The sequence below is a fragment of the Magnetospirillum sp. 15-1 genome (assembly GCF_900184795.1).
Lineage (GTDB): Bacteria > Pseudomonadota > Alphaproteobacteria > Rhodospirillales > Magnetospirillaceae > Phaeospirillum.
The window spans coordinates 213,889-230,523 of record NZ_FXXN01000026.1 but is presented as its reverse complement, the minus strand read 5'-3'; the positions used below and the strand labels follow the sequence as shown (position 1 = coordinate 230,523).

Below are 16,635 nucleotides of genomic sequence, written 5' to 3'. Positions count from 1 at the left end.
TTGGGTCTATTCCCGCCAGTTCCTGACGATCAGCTCCGGCAGCGCCGAAGCCCACCGCTCGGCGGCGGCGTCCACATCGAGGCGCTTCTTCAAACTCACCTGCGGCACCAGGATGAACATCACCACCGTGGTCATCCCGCGCCCGGAGCGGAGCGCCGAGGCGCTGCCCTTGGCGAAGCCGCCCCTTTTCCCCGCCCGTGCCCGCATGTTTTCTGCCACCAGCAGCGAGGGCGCGCCCCGGCGGTAGATGAAGCGCAGCCGGGCACCATGCATCTGCTCCCACAGACCCGGCGTCATGCGCTTGCCTCGGGCGCCGGTGCCGGCGGCGGGTGTGGGGATCGCCAACCAGAAGCCATGCTTGGATTTGATCACCGCCCCCTGGTCGAAGGCGCGGATGATGGTGGGGGCCCTGGTGAAGACGAAGCCCGCCGCCTTGATGCTCTTTTGGCCCTTGGGATACAACTCGGCTCGCCAGGTATTGGCGAGGCGCTGGCCCATGCCCGCTTCGGTGACCTGACGGCGGAGATCCGCCTTCAGCCCGTCGGCGGCTTGGCGCATGGCGGCGGTGACGGCGTCTTCGGCGTCCTTGACCTCCTCGGCCATGATCTTGCGCAGATCGCCCGAAATAGCCGCCGCCAGTTTCATGCCGGTCTCGTGTCCAAGGTCCAGGTCAGCCGCTCGGCATCCAGGCGGGGTTCGCCCTGGACGACGAAGTTGTCGCCGTCATGGTGGATGATGTCCCCCGCCTGGGGAGCCGGAATCTCCCGCCGTCGGATATCGAACACCGCCGTCCCCGTGTGGACGGTGATGTCGGAGAACTCGATATCGCGGTCGGGCCGCCGTACCAGGGCACGCACGGGGCGGCCCTGATACGTCACCGTGACCGCCATGTTCGGATCGGCGAACAGGTCGTCGAGGGCGTCGGCAAAGGCGGTCATGCTCAGTTGCCCGAGAACAGGCGCACCGCCAGGCGGGGCCGCTTGTTCACGGGGAGGATGGAGGCCTCGGTCTTGACGTCGATGGCGCTGCCGTCCTGGCGAGCAAGCTGGCGGGCGTACATGGGCACGCCCAGGGTGTTGACCGTCTCGATCAGATTGGCCGGAGCGCCATAGGTGACGAAGGTGTCCATGGTGCCCAGCGGGAAGGCGATGCCCTCGCCCGCCGGGATCAGGGTTTCCGTCGCACCGGTCGAGAGGGTGACGGTGGCGCTGTATTCCTCGAACACCATGCCGGCGAAGGGGAAGCGGCGCCGCACGTCTTCCCGCAGCGGCTGGGCACCGGTCGAGGAGAAGTACTGGTAGGCCTGCTCGACCTTTGCATGGCCGATCAGTTTGTCGAAGAATTCCGGGCTGACCAGGGCCAGCACGCTGGTCATGGTCTCGCCCTTGAGTTCGGTCTCCACCTTGCGCAACACGTCGCGGATCTTGGCCTGGACATTGGTCGCGGCGGTGCCCAGGGCGAAATCCACCTGCTGGCGGGACAGGTCGAATTCGGCGAAATAGTCGTACAGCGTGCTGCCGGCACCATCGCGGACGATGCCCTTGAGCGCGTTGACCTCCATGAATTCCCGCGTCTGGGCGTGCTTGCTCCGCATGCGGGTCAGCTTGCGCTCCATGACGGTGGCCAGGGGATCGGCTGCGTCGGCGACTCCGAAACCACGCACGCCCTGGACGTCCTGGGGGGTGATGGAATCGTCGTGGGGAATCCACGGCACCGTGAAGGACCGCATGCTCCGGGCATCGCGGTTGGCGACGGTAGCCGGGCCGCCCAGCGGCACGGTGGGCAGTAGGTTGAGGACGCCCTCGGCCTGCTCGATGATGACGCTGCGCTGGGTCACACCCTCGAAGCGGAACAGCCCCATCTGGCCCAGCCGGGTGTAGAGGTTGGGCAGCAGGTTGATGGCCTGGGTCATTTCGGCGAGCGAATAGCCGCCCGCGTCGAAGGGATTGATGATGGCGTTCATGAAAAAGGCTCCGATCAGACGGTGGCGCGGGCGACGAGGCCCAATGCGGCGAGCTGGGTGATCTTGGCGGCCCGTTCGGCGGGCTGGTCGACCGAGGCGTCGAACGCCAGAGCGGCATCGGCCAGGATGACCGGGCCACGGGCGGCGATCAGGCCGGTGGCGGCGCCGTCGGTGGCATCCACGGCCTGCAGCAGCACGGCGATAGCGGTTTCCGCGCCTTCGTCACCGACCACCTCGGCAGCAGGGGACAGGCGGTATTCACCGCTGGCGGCGATGCGGCCCAACACCGCACCGAGGGGATAGGACGTGCCCGCCTTCAGGGTGACGGTCTCGCGGGTGTAGCTGGCGTTCAGTTCGAACTTCAGCAGATCGCCCAGGGTGGGCGAAGCATTCAGCACAGGCATGGCAGCGTGTCCTTATTTCCGGGCGGCGGCTTCACGGGCACGCCGGACGATGGGGCTTTCTGTGTCCGCCTTGGGGGCCGCACCCGCCGGAGCGGCGGCGACCACGTCGGTGGCATCGGAACGCTCGGCCAGTTGATCCAGCACGGTGCGGCGCAGGGCCTCGGGGCGGATACCCTTGGCCATGGCTTCCGCCGGATCGATGGTCACGCCCAGGCGAGCGGCTTGGGCAGAAATGGCGCTGATCTCGGCATATTCGGCCCGCAGGCGCTGCTCCAGATCGGCGTTGGGCTGGGCGGGCGGCTGCGGTACCGCAGCGATCACGGGGATTTCCCCCTGGGGTTCGGACATCGGGACTTCCTTTCGGGCGGCGATGGGACGGGAAACGGTGGGTCGGGCCAGCACGGCACCAAGATCAGCCAGGGCGACACGCAGGGTGCCGACCTTGTCGGCCAGCTTGGCGGCGACCGCCTGGTCGCCGCGATAGACCGCAGCCTCGGTGGCCCGCACGGCGTCGGGGGACAACCGCCGCCGCTCGGCCACCAGGGTGGTGAATTTTCCGTACAAGGCATCGACATCGGCCTGGAGCGTGGCGCGGGCGGTGTCCGACAGCGGCTGATGGGGATTGCCATCCACCTTCGCCGCCCCGGCATGGATGAAGCTCCAGGCTCGCCCGGCCTGGGCATCGGCAGCGGATTCGTCCACATGGATGGCGACCACCCCGACCGAGCCGACCTCACCGGTCTGGGTGACGTAGAGGCGGTCGGCGGTGCAGGCGATGGCGTAGGCCGCCGACAGCGCCGCCTCGTCGGCCACCGCCCAGATGGGTTTGCCACACTGGGCGCGGATGGCCTGGATGTGGTCGACCAGATCGAACAGGCCGCCGACCTCGCCACCGGAAGAGTCCACATCCAGCAGGATGGCGCGGATGCCGGGATCAGTGGCCGCCGCCTCAATGGCATCGGCGATGTCGGAATAGGCGGTGAGGCCGCTGGCGGCGCCCAGGTAGCCCGAGCGCGCCACCAGGGTGCCGATCGCCGGCACGATGGCGATGCCATCGAGCGTCACCGCCACATCGGCGGACGGAGCCGTATCGCCGTCGAAGGAGATGGACTGCCCAGCCAGCCGGGGGCCGAGAGCACCCAGGATCACATCCAGCTTACTGCGGGCGACCAGCAGCGGCGTCCCATACAGGCGAGCCGCGAGATGAGGGAGGTCCGTCATGACCGCTCCCCCGCCATCCGGTCGCGGACACGGTCGGCGATGCGGGCGACATCGACGGTGATTTCGATATCGCCGCTGCGGCAGGTGACAATATCCCGCCCTGCTGTGCCATCAGCCGAGGAGCCGACCATATTCACCGCCCGCCTGAGATCGATGCCGATGGAGCGCAGATCGGAAATGACGGCGAGATGCACCATGTCCCGCAGCGTGAAGTCACGAGCAACGCCATTTCGAGTGCTGTGGATGGGCACGAAATGCCGGCGGCAAATCATCTGGTGGAGGTTCGCTCGTGAAATCCCCGTCACCTCACTGACGGTGTCGATACTGAAGGCGCGTTCGCTCATATCCATCCTCCGGCTGATGGGGCTGGTGTCATGGGTGGGAGCTGCCGGCGGCGTGGCGCCAAACGACAGCCCCAGCTGCTGTTCGCGGGCCTTATCGGCGGCGATCTCGGCATCCACCTGCTCGGCGTCGTAGCCGCGTTCGGCCAATGCCTGAGTCCGGCTTTTCAGCCCTGCGTCGATCTGCTCGATCTCGGCCTTGGCATCCTTCAGCGGATCGACCCAGTCCCATTTCGGCGGCAGCCAGGAGCAGGCGATAAAGGCTGCGCGGTTGCGCTCATATCCGGGAATCTCGAGCGCCCCGGACAGCACGGCCACATCCAACCAGCGCTGCCACACTTTCCTGCACATCTGGTGGACCATCACCGAGTGCTGCCATGCCTCGACCCGGCGGCGGAACTCCAGCAGGGCCATGCGCGAGTTGGAGTAATTGGCCTTCAGCATGTCGTTGGACAGATAGGCGTAGGGGATGCCGGTGGCGGCGGAGATCTGCAGCAGCGTCCGATACTCGAACGGCTCATACGATCCACCGACATCGGCGGGAGCCGAGGTCTGGATCTGCTCGCCCGGCTCCAGCGGCACCACCTGGCCGGGCTGAACCTCGACAATGCGGTCGCCGGAACCGTCATCGGCGGGCACTAAGTCGATCACGTCAGCGGGGGCCGGAGAGGTCACGAACATGGCGTACATGGCCGCGATCTTCTTGCGTTCCAGTTCGGCGTCGTCGTACTGGTCGAGCAGGAACAGCTTGACGATGGCCGGGGCTAGCCGCGACACCCCGCGCAACTGGCCGGATTCCACCGGGTCGATGACATGGATGATCTCGGCGGCCGGCACCCGCACCGTCTCGCCGGCCAGACCGGGATCGGTGAGATCACCGGGGTGGCGGCGCAGGAAGTGATAGGCCACCCGCCGCCCGATGCGGTCGAACTCGATCCCCTGGCGGATAGTGTTGCCGTTGGGAAGGATCTCGGTTCGGGTCAGCGGCAACATCTCGGAGGGCAACATCTGAAGTTGCAACGGCACCGTCAGGCCGTCCTCGGGGCGACGCGGGCGCAGGCGGAAGAACACTTCGCCTGCGATGAACACCTCGCGGGCGGCGCGGCGCTGCTGGCCGTAGAAATCGGTCAGGCCCTCGGCATCGGATTCATCGGTCCAGGCCAGCCAGAGCTGCTGCACCCGGGTCTTCAGATCCTTGTCGGCGATCAGCGACGACGGCTTGATGCCGGTGCCGACGACATTGCCGGTCCAGCTTTCGGCGGCATTGAGGGCATAGCCGTTGTTGCGAACCAGATGGCGGGCGCGCGCCGTGATGTCCGACCCGGCGGCGGCGATCAGGGTGTTGACGTGGGCGCGGCTGGGCTGGAAGCCCTTGAGCCGACGGCTGCCCTGGGCGGCCTCGAAGCCGCCGATCAGGGCACCTACCTTTCGCCGGAAGGCCGACAGCATGGTCACAGCCCCTTGGTGGCGACGGCAAGAATGCGGCGGCGGGGCTTTTTCCCTTCCAGCACAGCGATGCGGCGGTCGAGATCGGCCAGGACGTGATTGGCCTGGGTCAGGTCGTACTGGACGGTGCGGTCGCCGACGGTGACGCGGGCGACCAGCGAGTTGCGCCGCGCCAGAACGCGCTCGCGCTCGGCCTTCATTTCGTCGAGAGTCATGATCAGTGCATTCCGCTGAACTTGATGATGCGCCGTGGGCGACGAACGGTGCGGCGGATCTGGCCCGCCTGGGTTTCTTCGGGTTGAACCGTCTTGGACGGGCCAATCTGGGCTTCCAGATCCCGCCACTTGGCCTCCGACCAGCGGTCGGCACCGACGATCCAGACGGCGGCGCGGGCATAGACCCGGCAATCCAGCGCCTCGTTGCGTTCGCGCAGCTTCTGCCATTCCAGCTTGGTGAAGCCGCGGCGGTTCTTGACCGTCACCAACTGCTCGGCGACGAACTGCTTGCACCACTCGGACTCCGCCCACGATGGCAGATGCACCGTTCCGGCCGGGTAACGGCTTCCTTCGGCCAATTCCTCGTCGGTGGGCCGTTCCAGCCGCAGGAAGCGATAGGTCTCCGACTTGAAGGTGGACACCGCCACCGTCCAGAGGCGGGCACCACGGCGCACTTTCTTGCCGCCCTCGGTAGCGTCCACAAAGGTCGGCCCCGACACCGGGCTGGAGCGGTTGAAGCCCTCGACGCCCTTGATGGGCGAGACCTGGCCGACGCCCATCTGGCGAGCCCAGGTGTAGACCGCCGAGGATTCGTAGCCGGAGTCGATGGCGAGGCGGGCGATCTTCAGGGCCGCGCCGCTGGCATGGGTCCAGGTTTGCCCCAGCACCCGCTCCAGCGCAGCCCAGGTCTCGGCATGTTCCGGCCCGCCGTCGATGACGATGTGATCGATCAGCCAGCTTTCGAGGCCACGGCCCCAGGCCCAGACATCGATCTCGATGCGGTCCTTCTGCACGTCGGCACCGGCGGTGAGGAACAACCCGCCAGCGGGCACGGTGCCGTTGGTCCAAGTTTCGCGGCGGTCGTAGAGGCGCTGCCAATCGGGTGCCTCGCCGCTCTCGACCCAGGTCTCGCCCAGGACGGTGTTGCGAAATACCCTGAGCGCGTCGTCATTGCCCTGGGCTGTTTCCCACATGCGGGCGATGCTCTCCCAGGATTGCCAGCCCGGCGGCGAGTAGAGGGCCGAGATGTGGAAGCCGACGGTGCCGGGATCCTCGGCCACCGCCGTCGCCCGCCACACTCCTGCCGCCAGCATGGTGGCCTTGGCCGATTCGGTGATCGGCTGGTCGCAGGACTCGCACCGGTAATGGACGGAGGCCGGCTGGCCCTTGTCCCATTTCAGCCGCTCGAACTTCAGCCACTGCATCGCGCCGCAATGGGGGCACGGCACGAAGAAACGGCGCTGATCGGAGGCCTCGTATTCCCGCTCGATCCTGGACAGCCCCCGGATGGTCGGCGTCGAGGCCAGGAACGCCTTGGCCCGGTGGGCGAAGGTGGCCATGCGGGCGCAGGCCAGCGCCACCGGGTCGCCTTCCTCGTCGGCGGAAGCCGGATAGGCATCGACCTCGTCGAGAAACAGGTAGCGGGCGGGCATGGAGCGCAGGCCCACCGCGCTGTTGGCCCCGGTCATCACCAATGTGCCGCCGGGGAAGTCCTTCGACAGCATGGTGTTGCCGGCGTCGCGCGAGCGGGCCGGCTTGACCCGTTCCCGCAGGATGGGACTTTCGTCGATCAGGGTGTCGATGCGCTGGCGCGAGTTGCGCTTGGCCATCTCGACGGTGGGCTGTACCGCCAGCACCGGACCAGGGGCGTGGTGGATGATGAAGCCGAGGAAGTTGTTGCCGGCCTCGGTGGCACCGACCTGGGCGCCCTTCATGAACACCACCCGCCGGCAGGGATGCGACGGCGACAGGCAATCCATGATCTCGCGCAAATACGGCGTGCGATTGGTGCGATAGCGGCCTGGTTCGGCGGAAGCGCGCGACGACAGGACCCGGTGCTGGTCGGCCCATTCCGACACCGTCAGCAGCGGGTCGGGCCGCATTCCGTCGCTCCAGGCCGACAGAATCAGCTCCGCGCCGTCGAACTCACCGGAAGTCCGGCTTGATGTCTGCAAGCTCATTCAGATGCGCCCTGACGTGGGTTTCCAGCAAAACCTGCATCACATGCGGGTCCAGCCCGGCCTCCGCCGCCATCAACCCGGCGACACGGGCGGGCCAGCCAACCCAGGCGTCGCGTTCCTGGCGGGCCAGCTTGAACACCAGGGCCAGGGCATTGGCGCGATCGATGACCTCATCCTTGAGGCGCTGGACCTGGATGCGGGCTTTCTGGGCCTTGGCCACCTCGTGAGCGGTACGGGCCTGGGTGAAATTGGTGCCTGTCGAGGGCAGGGAATCACGCTGGGGTGACGGAAGTGGTGCGGCTGACGGTACCGAAGGCGGCGATAACGGAATCGGTGTGGCCTTCTCCGGCGCAGGTGCCGGAGCCTTGCGGGCCGGATCGGTCTGGACATCCCAGGCGGCATCGGCCTTGGCCGGGTCGATGGTGCCGTCCGGCTCCTGGGAAATGCGTCCAGCCTTGGCGGCCCGCAGCACCGAGACGTGACTGACCCCGCGATGCCGCGCATAGGCGCGTATCGACAGTCCCATGGCCGGAACCCCGCAGAAAGCAATCTAATGATCGACTTATCGAGTTGATGTCATCGCCCGGTAGAGCGATGGATGGTCCCACGAACACCGGAGGGAACCATGACGAAGCGCAGCGAGAACACCCAGGCCATCGACGCCTTTATTGCCAAGAAGTCCGACTTCGACGCGATGCTGGCCCGGCTGCAGACTTTGAGCGCCGACCACTTCAACCGGACGCCCGAAGAGATCAACTGGGGCCACGCCGGGACCATGGCCCACCATGCCGAGATGCTGAAGCGCATCACCGACAGCGCCTTCCAGGAGGGCGAATTCGCCGTCTGATCGACGGCTTTTCCTTCCCGCTCCGCCCGGCTTCAGGCTGGCGGGGCTTGGGGTGGTACAGGCGGCGGGACTGGCCCGCGCCGCATCCCGGAGGGAACCACCATGTCGTTGTCCGATACCCAAGCCATCATCCTGTCCACCGCCTGCGCCCGCGAAGGCGGTTTCCTGCTGCCCATCACCGCCGCCTTGAAGGGGGGCGCGGTGAAGATGGTACTGACCAGCCTGATCAAGAAGGAACTGGCCGAGGAGATTCCCGCCGAACCCGGTATGCCGGTCTGGCGCGAGGACGAGGACGGGATCCCGTTCACCTTGCGGGCCACGCCTGCCGCCTACACCGCGTTGGGCATGATGGCCGACACGGGCGCGGCCACCGCCCCGGAAGAAGAACCGGCGACGGACATGGCCGACCAGCCGGAAACCGCGCCCACGGAGGCCGACGGCGCGAATACGCCGCGCAAGACCCGCCAGGGGACGAAGCAGGAAGCCCTGATCACCATGCTGAAGGGGCCTGAAGGGGCCAGCATCGACGAGATTACTGCAGAATTTGGCTGGGCGAATCATACGATTCGCGGGGCCATTGCCGGGGCCTTGAAGAAGAAGCTGGGCCTGACGATCACCAGCGAGAAGGTCGATGGGCGCGGTCGCACCTATAAAATCGCCGAGTAGGAGCCGCCCATGCCCCGCTACAGCGTCATCATCACCCGCGACGTCACCGAAAGTACCATCGTCCAGGTCGAGACCGAAACGCCGGAGCAGGCCGAAACGGCGGCCATCGAGAAACTGTTTGAGAGTACCGACACCGAGTGGGAACTCGACGAGGGCTCCTGGAACAAGGCAGATGCCTACGTCTCCGGTGTTGACGAAATCCGCTGATGGCGCTCGATTTCGGTCAGCACCATCAGGGCTTGGTCAAGGGCAAGATGGTCACTTGCCCTTGACGCGCGGTCCACATGCTCGGGATTGATCGCCATGATTTACAGCGACTTCTTCAAAGCCGCCGCCGTGCTGAACTTGATGCTCGTCGAGGCGGAGATGTCGATGGCCTCGCCGGTCTTCGGATTGCGGCCCTGACGTGCGGCGCGTTCCGACTTGGCGAAGGTGCCGAAGCCGATCAGGCGGAAGTTGCCGTCGGTCTTCACGCCTTCGACGATGGTGTTCAACACTGCGTCAACGGCGGCATCGGCCTGGGCGACGGTGCAACCGGTGGCCTCGCGGACGGACTTTGACAGGGCGGACTTGGACATGGTTAACGAAGCCTTTCTTGGATGCGATTTCGAACAGTAGATTCGGTTGGCGCCAAATCCAAGCCTTCACCGGATTCGTTCGAACATCCGCCGCAGCACATAGCTGCGTGACAGAGAAACCACCAAGAACGCCAGCCCGATCATCAGATCGTCGGCCAGGGCGATGTGAATGCCGAACAGCGGGAACACCGCCACCTGCGTCGCCACCGCCAGAATGTAGCCGATGACCACGTTGGCGATGGCCTCGGTCAACGACATGCGGCGGGATTGTGCCATCAGTATAATCCATTGAAAACGATTGATTAATCGACTTGATAAGGCCGTGGCATGGAGCGTTACTGGGGCCACCAAAACGGAGGAACACCACGATGCAAACCCGCGACGAAGCCCTGGCGAAGATCGCAGCCACCATCCTGGACCTGGAAACCCTGGCGACCCGCAACGGCGACCGCCTCGACTTCCACGAGCTTTCGGTCTGGGGCATCAAGGCCGCCCTGGAAGCCGCCTACGCAGCCGGCCAGGAGGCGAAGTGAACATGGCCTTGACCGTTCGCCCCACCGCCGCCCTGAAGGCCCATCCGCAGTGGTCGCAGACCGACTTCGAATACTTCCGGGGCAAGGGCTATTCCAACCAGCAGATCCTCGAATTCTGGGAGCGCGACCTGCGCCTCGGCTGCCAGCCGCTGAACTGGAAGCCCACCGACGCCAAGTACCAGCATTCACTGCGCCGGATTACCCTGCGCTGACTGCCTTCCCGGCGGCGAGTTCCTCGAAGCTCCGGCCATCGCCGTCCAGCACGGCCTTCTGGCCGGTCAGCTTCTGCCAGCGGCCGATAATCACGTCGGCATAGGCCGGGTTCAGTTCCATTGCAAAGCAGATGCGACCCGTGGTCTCGGCGGCGACCACCGTGGTGCCACTGCCCGCGAAAGGCTCGTAGACCGAATCGCCCTCGGCGCTGTTGTTGAGGATCGGGCGGCGCATGCATTCCACCGGCTTCTGGGTACCATGAACCGTGGCCTCGTCCTCATCACCGTTGTTGCCGATGGCCCAGACGGTGGCCTGATCCCGCGCCCCCTGCCAATGGCCGGTGCCGGTCTTGCGCACAGCATAAATGCAGGGTTCGTGCATCCAGTGGTAGTCGCCGCGGCCCAGGACGAAGCGATTCTTCGACCAGATGATCTGGGCGCGGATTTTGAAATCGTTGGCTTCCAGGCTCTCGGCCACCACCTTGGCGAAGATCGCGGCGTGCCAGACATAGGCCACTTCTCCGGGAAATAGCGCCCAGGCTTCCCGCCAATCGGCGCGGTCATCATTGGCGACCTTGCCGGTGCGGGCCGAGGACGACACCCCGGCTTCGTTCCGCCAAGTGGGATCGTATTCCACCCCGTAAGGCGGGTCGGTCACCATCAGGTGCGGCGTGGCTCCGGCCAGCAGACGCTCCACATCGGTGGCGACGGTGCTGTCGCCGCACAGCAGGCGGTGGCGGCCCAAGATCCACAAATCGCCCGGCCGCGTCACCGGATCGACGGGCGGTTCGGGGATCTCGTCTTCGTCACCTTCTCCCTGGCCGTCGCCCTCGTCGTCGAGGGGAGCCATCAGGGCATCCAGTTCCTCTTCCGAGAAACCGATAAGGTCGAGGTCATAGCCCTCGGCATTCAGCGCGTGCAGTTCCGCCGCCAGAGTCTCGTCGTCCCAGCCGGCATTCAGCGCCAGCTTATTGTCGGCCAGGATGTAGGCGCGGCGCTGGGCTTCGCTCAGATGATCGAGAATCACCACCGGCACCGTATCCAGGCCCAGGGATTTGGCGGCGGCCAGTCGGCCATGCCCGGCGATGACGTTGCCCCGGCTGTCGGCCAGAACCGGGTTGGTCCAGCCGAACTCGACCATGCTGGCGGCGATCTGAGCGACCTGCCCGTCCGAATGGGTCCGCGCATTGCGGCCATAGGGGATCAGCCGGTCGATGGGCCAAGCCTCGACCGTGTCGGGAAACGGTTGGGTCATGATCAGTCCGTGCAATCGCAGGGCAGGCAGTCATCGGATGGACCGCCCTCGAAATCCCGCTGGTGGCGGACGAAATTGAGCAATTCGCGGTAGCTGGGCCGGTCGGCGCGGAACAGGGCCATCTCCGGCTTGGTCAGGGTGCCGAGCGCCGGGGCGTTGCGCTCCATGTCGATCCACCATCTGGCCCGCTCGGGGAACAGCCGCATGATCCCCTTGATGGTGGCGGCACCCTTCATGTAGCAGAGGTCGCAGTTGCCGAGCGGCGTCTTGCCGTTGTTGTCGGGCAAGCCGAGGTCAAAGGGCTGGCGCTTCCAGAACGCCGACACGTCGCGGCGATTCACCTTGGCGGCGTCGAGCGGCAGGACGGTCTCGAACCGCTCCTTGCCGGCTTCGTTCATGGCCTTCTGGCGGGCGACCCGGCGGGGCTCGTCATGGCGCAGGCCGACGACGTTGACCCATTCCTCATAACCCAGCATGTCGCGCATGAAGGCGATGCCGCGCTTGACCTTGAGGTAATGGGTGCAGAGCCGCATGGTCGGGTTGGGCAGGAAGCCCCGGACCTTGATGATCTTCTCGAAGGGCTCGCCGTCGCGCGACGCGCTGTTGTAGCCCACCACGCTGGTGTCGAACGGCTCGGCGGGATCGAATTCCAGCCAGGTGATCGGGACCGACCAGCGCACCGAGCATTCGTGGACGAAGCGCAGGGTCTGCTCGAATTCCCGCCCGGTATTGAAAAACACCACATGGATGTCGGCGGGCAGTTGGCCATCATGGGCGTCCAGGATCTGGTGCAGCATGTAGCCGGACGTGCGCCCGCCCGAGAACGACACCAGGGCCGGGCCGTCGATGCGATAGGGATTGCGGGTCATGACCGTTGTCCTGCCGCCTGGATGCGGCGCCCGATCCAGCGCATCACCGGCACGGCCATGGAGTTGCCCAGTGCCCGATAGCGGGGGCCGTCGGGACAATCTTCGGCAGCCTTCTTGCGCCAGAGGATCTGGGTGTAATCGTCGGGGAAACCCTGGAGCCGCTCACATTCGCGGGGCGTCAGGCGGCGCACCGCCATGTCGTGCTGGATCGCCAATTGGCCGCCGCCATTCTCTCTGCCCTGAGCCGACATGGCCCGCAGGGTCGGAGTGACGCCATCGGCATTGATCGTCTGGAACCCGGTGCCGGCCTTGCAATCAAACGCCACGTAAGTCTGCTGTTTGGTTCCCGGCTCCGCCGCCAAGGCACCAGCCACGGTCAGGGAGCGGACCTCGTCACGCTGATTCTGGGCGAAGGCGACATAGCTGCGGCTGGAGCCGCCGCTGGCCGCCCGCAGGCTGGCGAGGTTGTCGGCATCGATCTCGGCCTGCGCCCCACCGTCGCGGCCGCGCAGATTGAACGCCACGGCGTGCTGCTTGCCCGCCTGCAAAGTGAACATCGGATCGCCATCACTGCCGACACCGATTCCGGCCCGCACGTCGGTGGTGCTGATGCCGGTGCGGGCACCGGCCTCCTGAATGGGAATGGCCACCGGCACCAACGGGGTGCCGCGTCCGGTGCCGTCTTCCGAGGCGTCGAAGCCCTCGCCGCGCAGGGAATGGGTAACCAGGGTGTCGATGTCGGGCCGATGGGCGAGGTTTGCCTTGGCCCGCAAGGTGTGGGCGATCAGCGTGTCGGTGCAGTCGCTATCGACGCCACGGGACAGATCGCGGGCCCGCAAGGTTGTGGCGACGAAGGTCTCGCTCTCGAAATCCATCCGGCCACTGGCAGACGCACAGGCATTCAGAGCGGTGGCGACGTCGATGGGGCCGGAGGTATTGTTGCCGCCATAAGCGCGGCATGCAGCCGAACCGGCAGCGCCTTGCCCCGCTTCTCTGCTCGGCGGAGAATCCCGGCGCAGGCCTTGGCGCTCAAGAAGTACTTGGACGGGATCTGCCCGGTCTCCAGCACCTGCGACAACGAACACACGACGGCGTCGTTGGGCCAGGCCGAAATATTGGGCGTCGAGCACCCGCCACGCGACTGTGCGCGCGGGTCCAACGACAACACCAGCGTCCGACCATTTGCCCCCTGGCGGGACAACCGGACCATCTTCTCCGGCCAGTCCGCCCAGAAGGCATCCGAAGGCGTTGTCGCGGGTGGACAGGACTCCGGGGACGTTTTCCCAAATAATCCAAGCTGGATCGATGGCATCGGCGAGTTCCACGAATTTGAGGGCAAGGTTGCCACGGGCGTCGTCCAGCGACTTGCGCAGGCCCGCCACCGAGAACGCCTGACAGGGCGTGCCACCCACCAGCACGTCGATCTTGCCCCGCCATACCGAACCGTCGATGGCTGTCATATCGCCGAGATTCGGGATGGTGGGATAGCAGTGCGCCAGTACGGTGGAAGGAAACGGCTCGATCTCGGCGAAGAACGCCGCCCGCCAACCCAACGGTTCCCAGGCCGCCGTCGCCGCCTCGATTCCGCTGCACACGCTGCCATAGACCAGCCCCTGGGCGTGCGGCATGGAGTCGAGCGCCGGGGATACCGGCTCGGTGAGAGCAAGTTGCATGGTGGTAGCCGTGGTACGGGTGGTACAGGGGTGGTAGCCGGAAGGCGGCTACCGGGCTGGCTACCACCCCCCCGTACCACCCCGCCCGAAAGCGTGAAAGGCGCGATGTCCTTGGACAAACGCGCCTTCCGGGGTGGCAACTGGTACGGGGTGGTAGCCTTGATTTTTCGGCTGTCGCTAGCGAAATCGGGCGCTGATGCCCCCCGCATAGCGTGTGCTCCAGGGAGGACCCGCGATATTCCGCGCCCCCTCGCCTTGGCTTGTTCTAATCTTTCGCCCGCTTCGGGCGGCGGATCATTTAGTGATCGTCGCCGCCGCCCGTTCTGCGAGCCTAGAATTACATCTACCCCAAACTGGCCATCACTGTCGCGCCCTGCGATGTATCGATACACTTTTCGCTTTCCTCCGCCGCCTTGGTCCGGGCGATCAGATCGACCTTGGAAATGTGACGAGGGATGCGTTTGCCGTTCAGCTTCCAGGCCATGACGCACAGTGCGAACAGCCAGTGCCGGTGAGCGGTCGCCCGCGTCATGCCGACCTTCCAGCAGATCACCTTCCATGGCGCGTTGGTGGCCCGCAGCCAGATGATCTTGGCGTCGGAGGGATCGAGGTGGCGCAACCAGGGCAAGGCTTCGTCCATGCGGGTGATGGCGGCGGCGGAGGGTGGCGGACGGCGTAGCTTCACCTCGGCGGATTCCAAGCATTCCTGCACATACGGCGGCCAAATGCTGGCATGCCCCTGAACTCTGGTTTCAGGCAGGCGGCGCAGGGTGTCAGCAGCCTCGGCGAGGCGGTCCTCGACCAGGGAAGGCGTCCAATGGATCTCAGCCATAGGACACCTCCGGGCGCGGACCATACAGCTTAGCACCCAACTGGCGGATCAGTTCACGCTCGGGCCAGGTCAGGCGTTGGTCATCCTCGGCAATGACCAGGACGCCGCGCTCTCGCCAGCCATCCTGCTTGACCTGTTCAGGATCACGGCGGGTTCCGCCGAAACCGGGAGGGTGCCACTTCATCGCACACCTCCGGCTGTGTCGATGGCCCAGGACAAGATGGCCAGGGCATCGGCCTCGTTGTCGTCCTCGGGATTAAAGCCGCGAGACCGCATGGCGGCGACCACCGCATCCTTGCCAGCATTGCCCTTGCCGGTGGCGTGGCGTTTGATGGTGCCGACCGGGACGCCCTGATAGGGGATGTGCTTCAGTTCGCACCAAGCCGACAGATGGGCGAGGAAGCCACCATAGAGGTGGGCGGCGTCGGTGCCGGCGTGGCGGCGTACTTCTTCGAAATACACGGTGCCGATACCCTTGGCACCGGCTTCGAGGTGGTCGAGCCAGGATCGGAAGCGTAGGAATCTCATTCCACCCCCCTCGAATCGGCCGGGGCGGAATTCCATAGTGCCGGAGACAATGACGCCATCGGCCAGGCGCATGGCCCAGCCGGTGGTGGAGCCCAGATCAAGGGCGAGGATGGTGGTCATGGTGAAGGCTCACAAGAACAGTGGGCCTTCGGCTTCGGTCGAGGGGGAGTCTATGGAAAGGCGGAATCGGCGGCAAGAAATTTCGGTGACCGGGCGTGGTCGGAACTGATTGTTCCCACGTTCCCACCTGGAAGCACGTTCCGTTAGTACTCCTAGGGTTCGACTAATTTACAATGTATAAGGCGTATAAATTAGAGCGCATGACAACCTTTATGGATCATTTTTCCATCCCCCTACAGACTTCATCAACAAGGTGGGAACAGTGGGAACAGCAGGAACAACCAGGGTCTCTGCGGCCTGCTGTGTTCCCACCTTGGTGATGAAGTGGGAACAGGTGGGAACGCAATGCCTGAAATATGGGCATAGATTGGTGCAAGCCATTCACTAGACGTGTGCATGGCAAGCGCATGAAGAAGTCCGCTGAACGCTTTGTGATAAAATGGGAATGCCAGATTATCGGCCGATCGGGCGCTTCCTGGCATTTTTTTCCGCCCAGTGATAGTGCTGATGTTCCCGATTTACGCTGCCCGTCACTTGGTGGGCGAAACGTCCCGTCCATGGCCATACTTTCGACGACATCCATCATTGGCTGTCCTTCCGGACTCGCCAACAGGTCCGACCGGTGATATCCTCCCGGAAGAAATGCAATCCAAAAGGGGATTTCCATGGGCAAGGACAAGATGAAGAGTCAGCTGTCGTCCACGGCGCTGGATATCGCCGAGAAGTGCGTCGTCGGCGCGCTGGTCGCGGCGGGCGTCGCCGTGGTTGCCACGGATGCCAACGCTTCGTCGTCCACCCCAACCGAGTCGGCCACCGTCGCCACTTCGAGCGTACTTGCCGTCGCTCCGTCGTCCGAGGGCGCCATCCTGCTCGACATCGTGCGGCGCGACCCCGCCACCGGCGTCATGGTGGCGGACCACTATTCCCACTCGTCCCACGCCTCCCACTCGTCGCACTATTCGTCGCGTTGA

General features: G+C 65.4%; 23 protein-coding genes. 6 read left to right on the top strand and 17 right to left on the bottom strand.

Annotated features, from left to right (window positions below; translation table 11 throughout):
• Positions 1–6: 6 nt before the first annotated feature.
• Genes CP958_RS16655 through CP958_RS16615 form a run of 9 tightly spaced genes read right to left on the bottom strand, consistent with a single transcriptional unit; the run spans position 7 to position 8,077 of the window.
• Positions 7–645, bottom strand: coding sequence for a DUF6441 family protein (locus tag CP958_RS16655; RefSeq protein WP_096703343.1), 639 nt, complete (start codon positions 643–645; stop codon positions 7–9).
• Entirely contained in the window at positions 642–938 is a 297-nt protein-coding gene (locus tag CP958_RS16650; protein ID WP_096703342.1) for a hypothetical protein, read from the bottom strand. The genes CP958_RS16655 and CP958_RS16650 overlap by 4 nt, the downstream gene beginning before the upstream one ends.
• A 2-nt stretch (positions 939–940) precedes the next feature.
• On the bottom strand, positions 941–1,963 hold the full coding sequence (locus tag CP958_RS16645) for a major capsid protein (RefSeq protein ID WP_096703341.1): 1,023 nt from the start codon (positions 1,961–1,963) through the stop codon (positions 941–943).
• A gap of 14 nt (positions 1,964–1,977) precedes the next feature.
• Positions 1,978–2,367 (bottom strand): head decoration protein, encoded by a 390-nt coding sequence (locus CP958_RS16640; RefSeq protein ID WP_096703340.1) that lies wholly within the window; start codon positions 2,365–2,367, stop codon positions 1,978–1,980.
• 12 nt (positions 2,368–2,379) lie between these two features.
• Positions 2,380–3,588, bottom strand: coding sequence for a S49 family peptidase (locus CP958_RS16635; RefSeq protein WP_096703339.1), 1,209 nt, complete (start codon positions 3,586–3,588; stop codon positions 2,380–2,382).
• On the bottom strand, positions 3,585–5,378 hold the full coding sequence (locus CP958_RS16630; RefSeq protein ID WP_242442946.1) for a phage portal protein: 1,794 nt from the start codon (positions 5,376–5,378) through the stop codon (positions 3,585–3,587). The genes CP958_RS16635 and CP958_RS16630 overlap by 4 nt, the downstream gene beginning before the upstream one ends.
• Positions 5,379–5,380: 2 nt before the next feature.
• Entirely contained in the window at positions 5,381–5,590 is a 210-nt protein-coding gene (locus CP958_RS16625) for a hypothetical protein (RefSeq protein WP_024080787.1), read from the bottom strand.
• A gap of 2 nt (positions 5,591–5,592) precedes the next feature.
• The gene (locus tag CP958_RS16620) at positions 5,593–7,551 is read right to left on the bottom strand and encodes a phage terminase large subunit family protein (RefSeq protein ID WP_096703338.1); all 1,959 of its coding nucleotides are present in this window, start codon (positions 7,549–7,551) and stop codon (positions 5,593–5,595) included.
• A complete protein-coding gene (locus tag CP958_RS16615) occupies positions 7,517–8,077 on the bottom strand; it encodes an elements of external origin (protein WP_096703337.1) in 561 nt (186 codons plus the stop codon). The genes CP958_RS16620 and CP958_RS16615 overlap by 35 nt, the downstream gene beginning before the upstream one ends.
• Before the next feature lie 99 nt (positions 8,078–8,176).
• Here CP958_RS16615 and CP958_RS16610 point away from each other — a divergent pair, with 99 nt between their 5' ends.
• The 3 genes from CP958_RS16610 to CP958_RS16600 all read left to right on the top strand — a co-directional run bounded on the left by CP958_RS16610 (position 8,177) and on the right by CP958_RS16600 (position 9,271).
• The gene (locus tag CP958_RS16610; protein WP_096703336.1) at positions 8,177–8,398 is read left to right on the top strand and encodes a hypothetical protein; all 222 of its coding nucleotides are present in this window, start codon (positions 8,177–8,179) and stop codon (positions 8,396–8,398) included.
• Between the two features lie 102 nt (positions 8,399–8,500).
• The gene (locus CP958_RS16605) at positions 8,501–9,064 is read left to right on the top strand and encodes a DUF3489 domain-containing protein (protein ID WP_096703335.1); all 564 of its coding nucleotides are present in this window, start codon (positions 8,501–8,503) and stop codon (positions 9,062–9,064) included.
• A 9-nt stretch (positions 9,065–9,073) separates the two neighbouring features.
• On the top strand, positions 9,074–9,271 hold the full coding sequence (locus CP958_RS16600; protein ID WP_096703334.1) for a hypothetical protein: 198 nt from the start codon (positions 9,074–9,076) through the stop codon (positions 9,269–9,271).
• Positions 9,272–9,372: 101 nt separating this feature from the next.
• Here the strand turns inward: CP958_RS16600 and CP958_RS16595 are convergent, their stop codons facing one another.
• Positions 9,373–9,642, bottom strand: coding sequence for an HU family DNA-binding protein (locus tag CP958_RS16595; protein WP_170959006.1), 270 nt, complete (start codon positions 9,640–9,642; stop codon positions 9,373–9,375).
• A 66-nt stretch (positions 9,643–9,708) separates the two neighbouring features.
• On the bottom strand, positions 9,709–9,918 hold the full coding sequence (locus CP958_RS16590; protein WP_096703333.1) for a hypothetical protein: 210 nt from the start codon (positions 9,916–9,918) through the stop codon (positions 9,709–9,711).
• A 92-nt stretch (positions 9,919–10,010) separates the two neighbouring features.
• Between CP958_RS16590 and CP958_RS26465 the strand changes: the two genes are divergently transcribed.
• Complete coding sequence (locus CP958_RS26465; protein ID WP_170959005.1) at positions 10,011–10,175, top strand: hypothetical protein; 165 nt, start codon at positions 10,011–10,013, stop codon at positions 10,173–10,175.
• A gap of 2 nt (positions 10,176–10,177) precedes the next feature.
• Positions 10,178–10,387 carry a hypothetical protein gene (locus tag CP958_RS16585; RefSeq protein WP_242442945.1) on the top strand — a complete coding sequence of 70 codons (210 nt, stop codon included), beginning with the start codon at positions 10,178–10,180 and terminating at the stop codon, positions 10,385–10,387.
• On the opposite strand, the gene CP958_RS16580 is transcribed toward CP958_RS16585, so the two are convergent.
• From CP958_RS16580 to CP958_RS16555, 6 genes are all read right to left on the bottom strand, one after another.
• The gene (locus CP958_RS16580; RefSeq protein WP_096703615.1) at positions 10,374–11,642 is read right to left on the bottom strand and encodes a site-specific DNA-methyltransferase; all 1,269 of its coding nucleotides are present in this window, start codon (positions 11,640–11,642) and stop codon (positions 10,374–10,376) included. The two genes, CP958_RS16585 and CP958_RS16580, sit on opposite strands and share 14 nt — an antisense overlap.
• Before the next feature lie 2 nt (positions 11,643–11,644).
• Positions 11,645–12,511, bottom strand: coding sequence for a phosphoadenosine phosphosulfate reductase family protein (locus CP958_RS16575; protein WP_096703331.1), 867 nt, complete (start codon positions 12,509–12,511; stop codon positions 11,645–11,647).
• Positions 12,508–14,184 (bottom strand): DNA cytosine methyltransferase, encoded by a 1,677-nt coding sequence (locus CP958_RS16570; RefSeq protein WP_096703330.1) that lies wholly within the window; start codon positions 14,182–14,184, stop codon positions 12,508–12,510. The genes CP958_RS16575 and CP958_RS16570 overlap by 4 nt, the downstream gene beginning before the upstream one ends.
• A 343-nt stretch (positions 14,185–14,527) precedes the next feature.
• On the bottom strand, positions 14,528–15,016 hold the full coding sequence (locus CP958_RS16565) for a DUF6362 family protein (RefSeq protein ID WP_096703329.1): 489 nt from the start codon (positions 15,014–15,016) through the stop codon (positions 14,528–14,530).
• Positions 15,009–15,200, bottom strand: coding sequence for a hypothetical protein (locus CP958_RS16560; protein ID WP_096703328.1), 192 nt, complete (start codon positions 15,198–15,200; stop codon positions 15,009–15,011). The genes CP958_RS16565 and CP958_RS16560 overlap by 8 nt, the downstream gene beginning before the upstream one ends.
• Complete coding sequence (locus CP958_RS16555; protein WP_096703327.1) at positions 15,197–15,664, bottom strand: hypothetical protein; 468 nt, start codon at positions 15,662–15,664, stop codon at positions 15,197–15,199. Before CP958_RS16555 ends, CP958_RS16560 begins: the two co-directional genes overlap by 4 nt.
• A gap of 665 nt (positions 15,665–16,329) precedes the next feature.
• Here CP958_RS16555 and CP958_RS25990 point away from each other — a divergent pair.
• Positions 16,330–16,635, top strand: a complete 306-nt coding sequence (locus CP958_RS25990; RefSeq protein WP_141400549.1) for a hypothetical protein — start codon at positions 16,330–16,332, stop codon at positions 16,633–16,635.

What these genes read in the sequence shown, in the direction of transcription:
- CP958_RS16640 (WP_096703340.1), bottom strand. Translation starts at nt 2,367, where the DNA reads ATGCCTGTGCTGAATGCTTCGCCCACCCTGGGCGATCTGCTGAAGTTC.
- CP958_RS16600 (WP_096703334.1), top strand. Translation starts at nt 9,074, where the DNA reads ATGCCCCGCTACAGCGTCATCATCACCCGCGACGTCACCGAAAGTACC.
- CP958_RS16620 (WP_096703338.1), bottom strand. Translation starts at nt 7,551, where the DNA reads ATGAGCTTGCAGACATCAAGCCGGACTTCCGGTGAGTTCGACGGCGCG.
- CP958_RS16605 (WP_096703335.1), top strand. Translation starts at nt 8,501, where the DNA reads ATGTCGTTGTCCGATACCCAAGCCATCATCCTGTCCACCGCCTGCGCC.
- CP958_RS16655 (WP_096703343.1), bottom strand. Translation starts at nt 645, where the DNA reads ATGAAACTGGCGGCGGCTATTTCGGGCGATCTGCGCAAGATCATGGCC.
- CP958_RS16630 (WP_242442946.1), bottom strand. Translation starts at nt 5,378, where the DNA reads ATGCTGTCGGCCTTCCGGCGAAAGGTAGGTGCCCTGATCGGCGGCTTC.
- CP958_RS16590 (WP_096703333.1), bottom strand. Translation starts at nt 9,918, where the DNA reads ATGGCACAATCCCGCCGCATGTCGTTGACCGAGGCCATCGCCAACGTG.
- CP958_RS16635 (WP_096703339.1), bottom strand. Translation starts at nt 3,588, where the DNA reads ATGACGGACCTCCCTCATCTCGCGGCTCGCCTGTATGGGACGCCGCTG.
- CP958_RS16580 (WP_096703615.1), bottom strand. Translation starts at nt 11,642, where the DNA reads ATGACCCAACCGTTTCCCGACACGGTCGAGGCTTGGCCCATCGACCGG.
- CP958_RS16560 (WP_096703328.1), bottom strand. Translation starts at nt 15,200, where the DNA reads ATGAAGTGGCACCCTCCCGGTTTCGGCGGAACCCGCCGTGATCCTGAA.
- CP958_RS26465 (WP_170959005.1), top strand. Translation starts at nt 10,011, where the DNA reads ATGCAAACCCGCGACGAAGCCCTGGCGAAGATCGCAGCCACCATCCTG.
- CP958_RS16650 (WP_096703342.1), bottom strand. Translation starts at nt 938, where the DNA reads ATGACCGCCTTTGCCGACGCCCTCGACGACCTGTTCGCCGATCCGAAC.
- CP958_RS16615 (WP_096703337.1), bottom strand. Translation starts at nt 8,077, where the DNA reads ATGGGACTGTCGATACGCGCCTATGCGCGGCATCGCGGGGTCAGTCAC.
- CP958_RS16570 (WP_096703330.1), bottom strand. Translation starts at nt 14,184, where the DNA reads ATGCAACTTGCTCTCACCGAGCCGGTATCCCCGGCGCTCGACTCCATG.
- CP958_RS25990 (WP_141400549.1), top strand. Translation starts at nt 16,330, where the DNA reads ATGGGCAAGGACAAGATGAAGAGTCAGCTGTCGTCCACGGCGCTGGAT.
- CP958_RS16595 (WP_170959006.1), bottom strand. Translation starts at nt 9,642, where the DNA reads ATGTCCAAGTCCGCCCTGTCAAAGTCCGTCCGCGAGGCCACCGGTTGC.
- CP958_RS16565 (WP_096703329.1), bottom strand. Translation starts at nt 15,016, where the DNA reads ATGGCTGAGATCCATTGGACGCCTTCCCTGGTCGAGGACCGCCTCGCC.
- CP958_RS16610 (WP_096703336.1), top strand. Translation starts at nt 8,177, where the DNA reads ATGACGAAGCGCAGCGAGAACACCCAGGCCATCGACGCCTTTATTGCC.
- CP958_RS16575 (WP_096703331.1), bottom strand. Translation starts at nt 12,511, where the DNA reads ATGACCCGCAATCCCTATCGCATCGACGGCCCGGCCCTGGTGTCGTTC.
- CP958_RS16645 (WP_096703341.1), bottom strand. Translation starts at nt 1,963, where the DNA reads ATGAACGCCATCATCAATCCCTTCGACGCGGGCGGCTATTCGCTCGCC.
- CP958_RS16625 (WP_024080787.1), bottom strand. Translation starts at nt 5,590, where the DNA reads ATGACTCTCGACGAAATGAAGGCCGAGCGCGAGCGCGTTCTGGCGCGG.
- CP958_RS16555 (WP_096703327.1), bottom strand. Translation starts at nt 15,664, where the DNA reads ATGACCACCATCCTCGCCCTTGATCTGGGCTCCACCACCGGCTGGGCC.
- CP958_RS16585 (WP_242442945.1), top strand. Translation starts at nt 10,178, where the DNA reads ATGGCCTTGACCGTTCGCCCCACCGCCGCCCTGAAGGCCCATCCGCAG.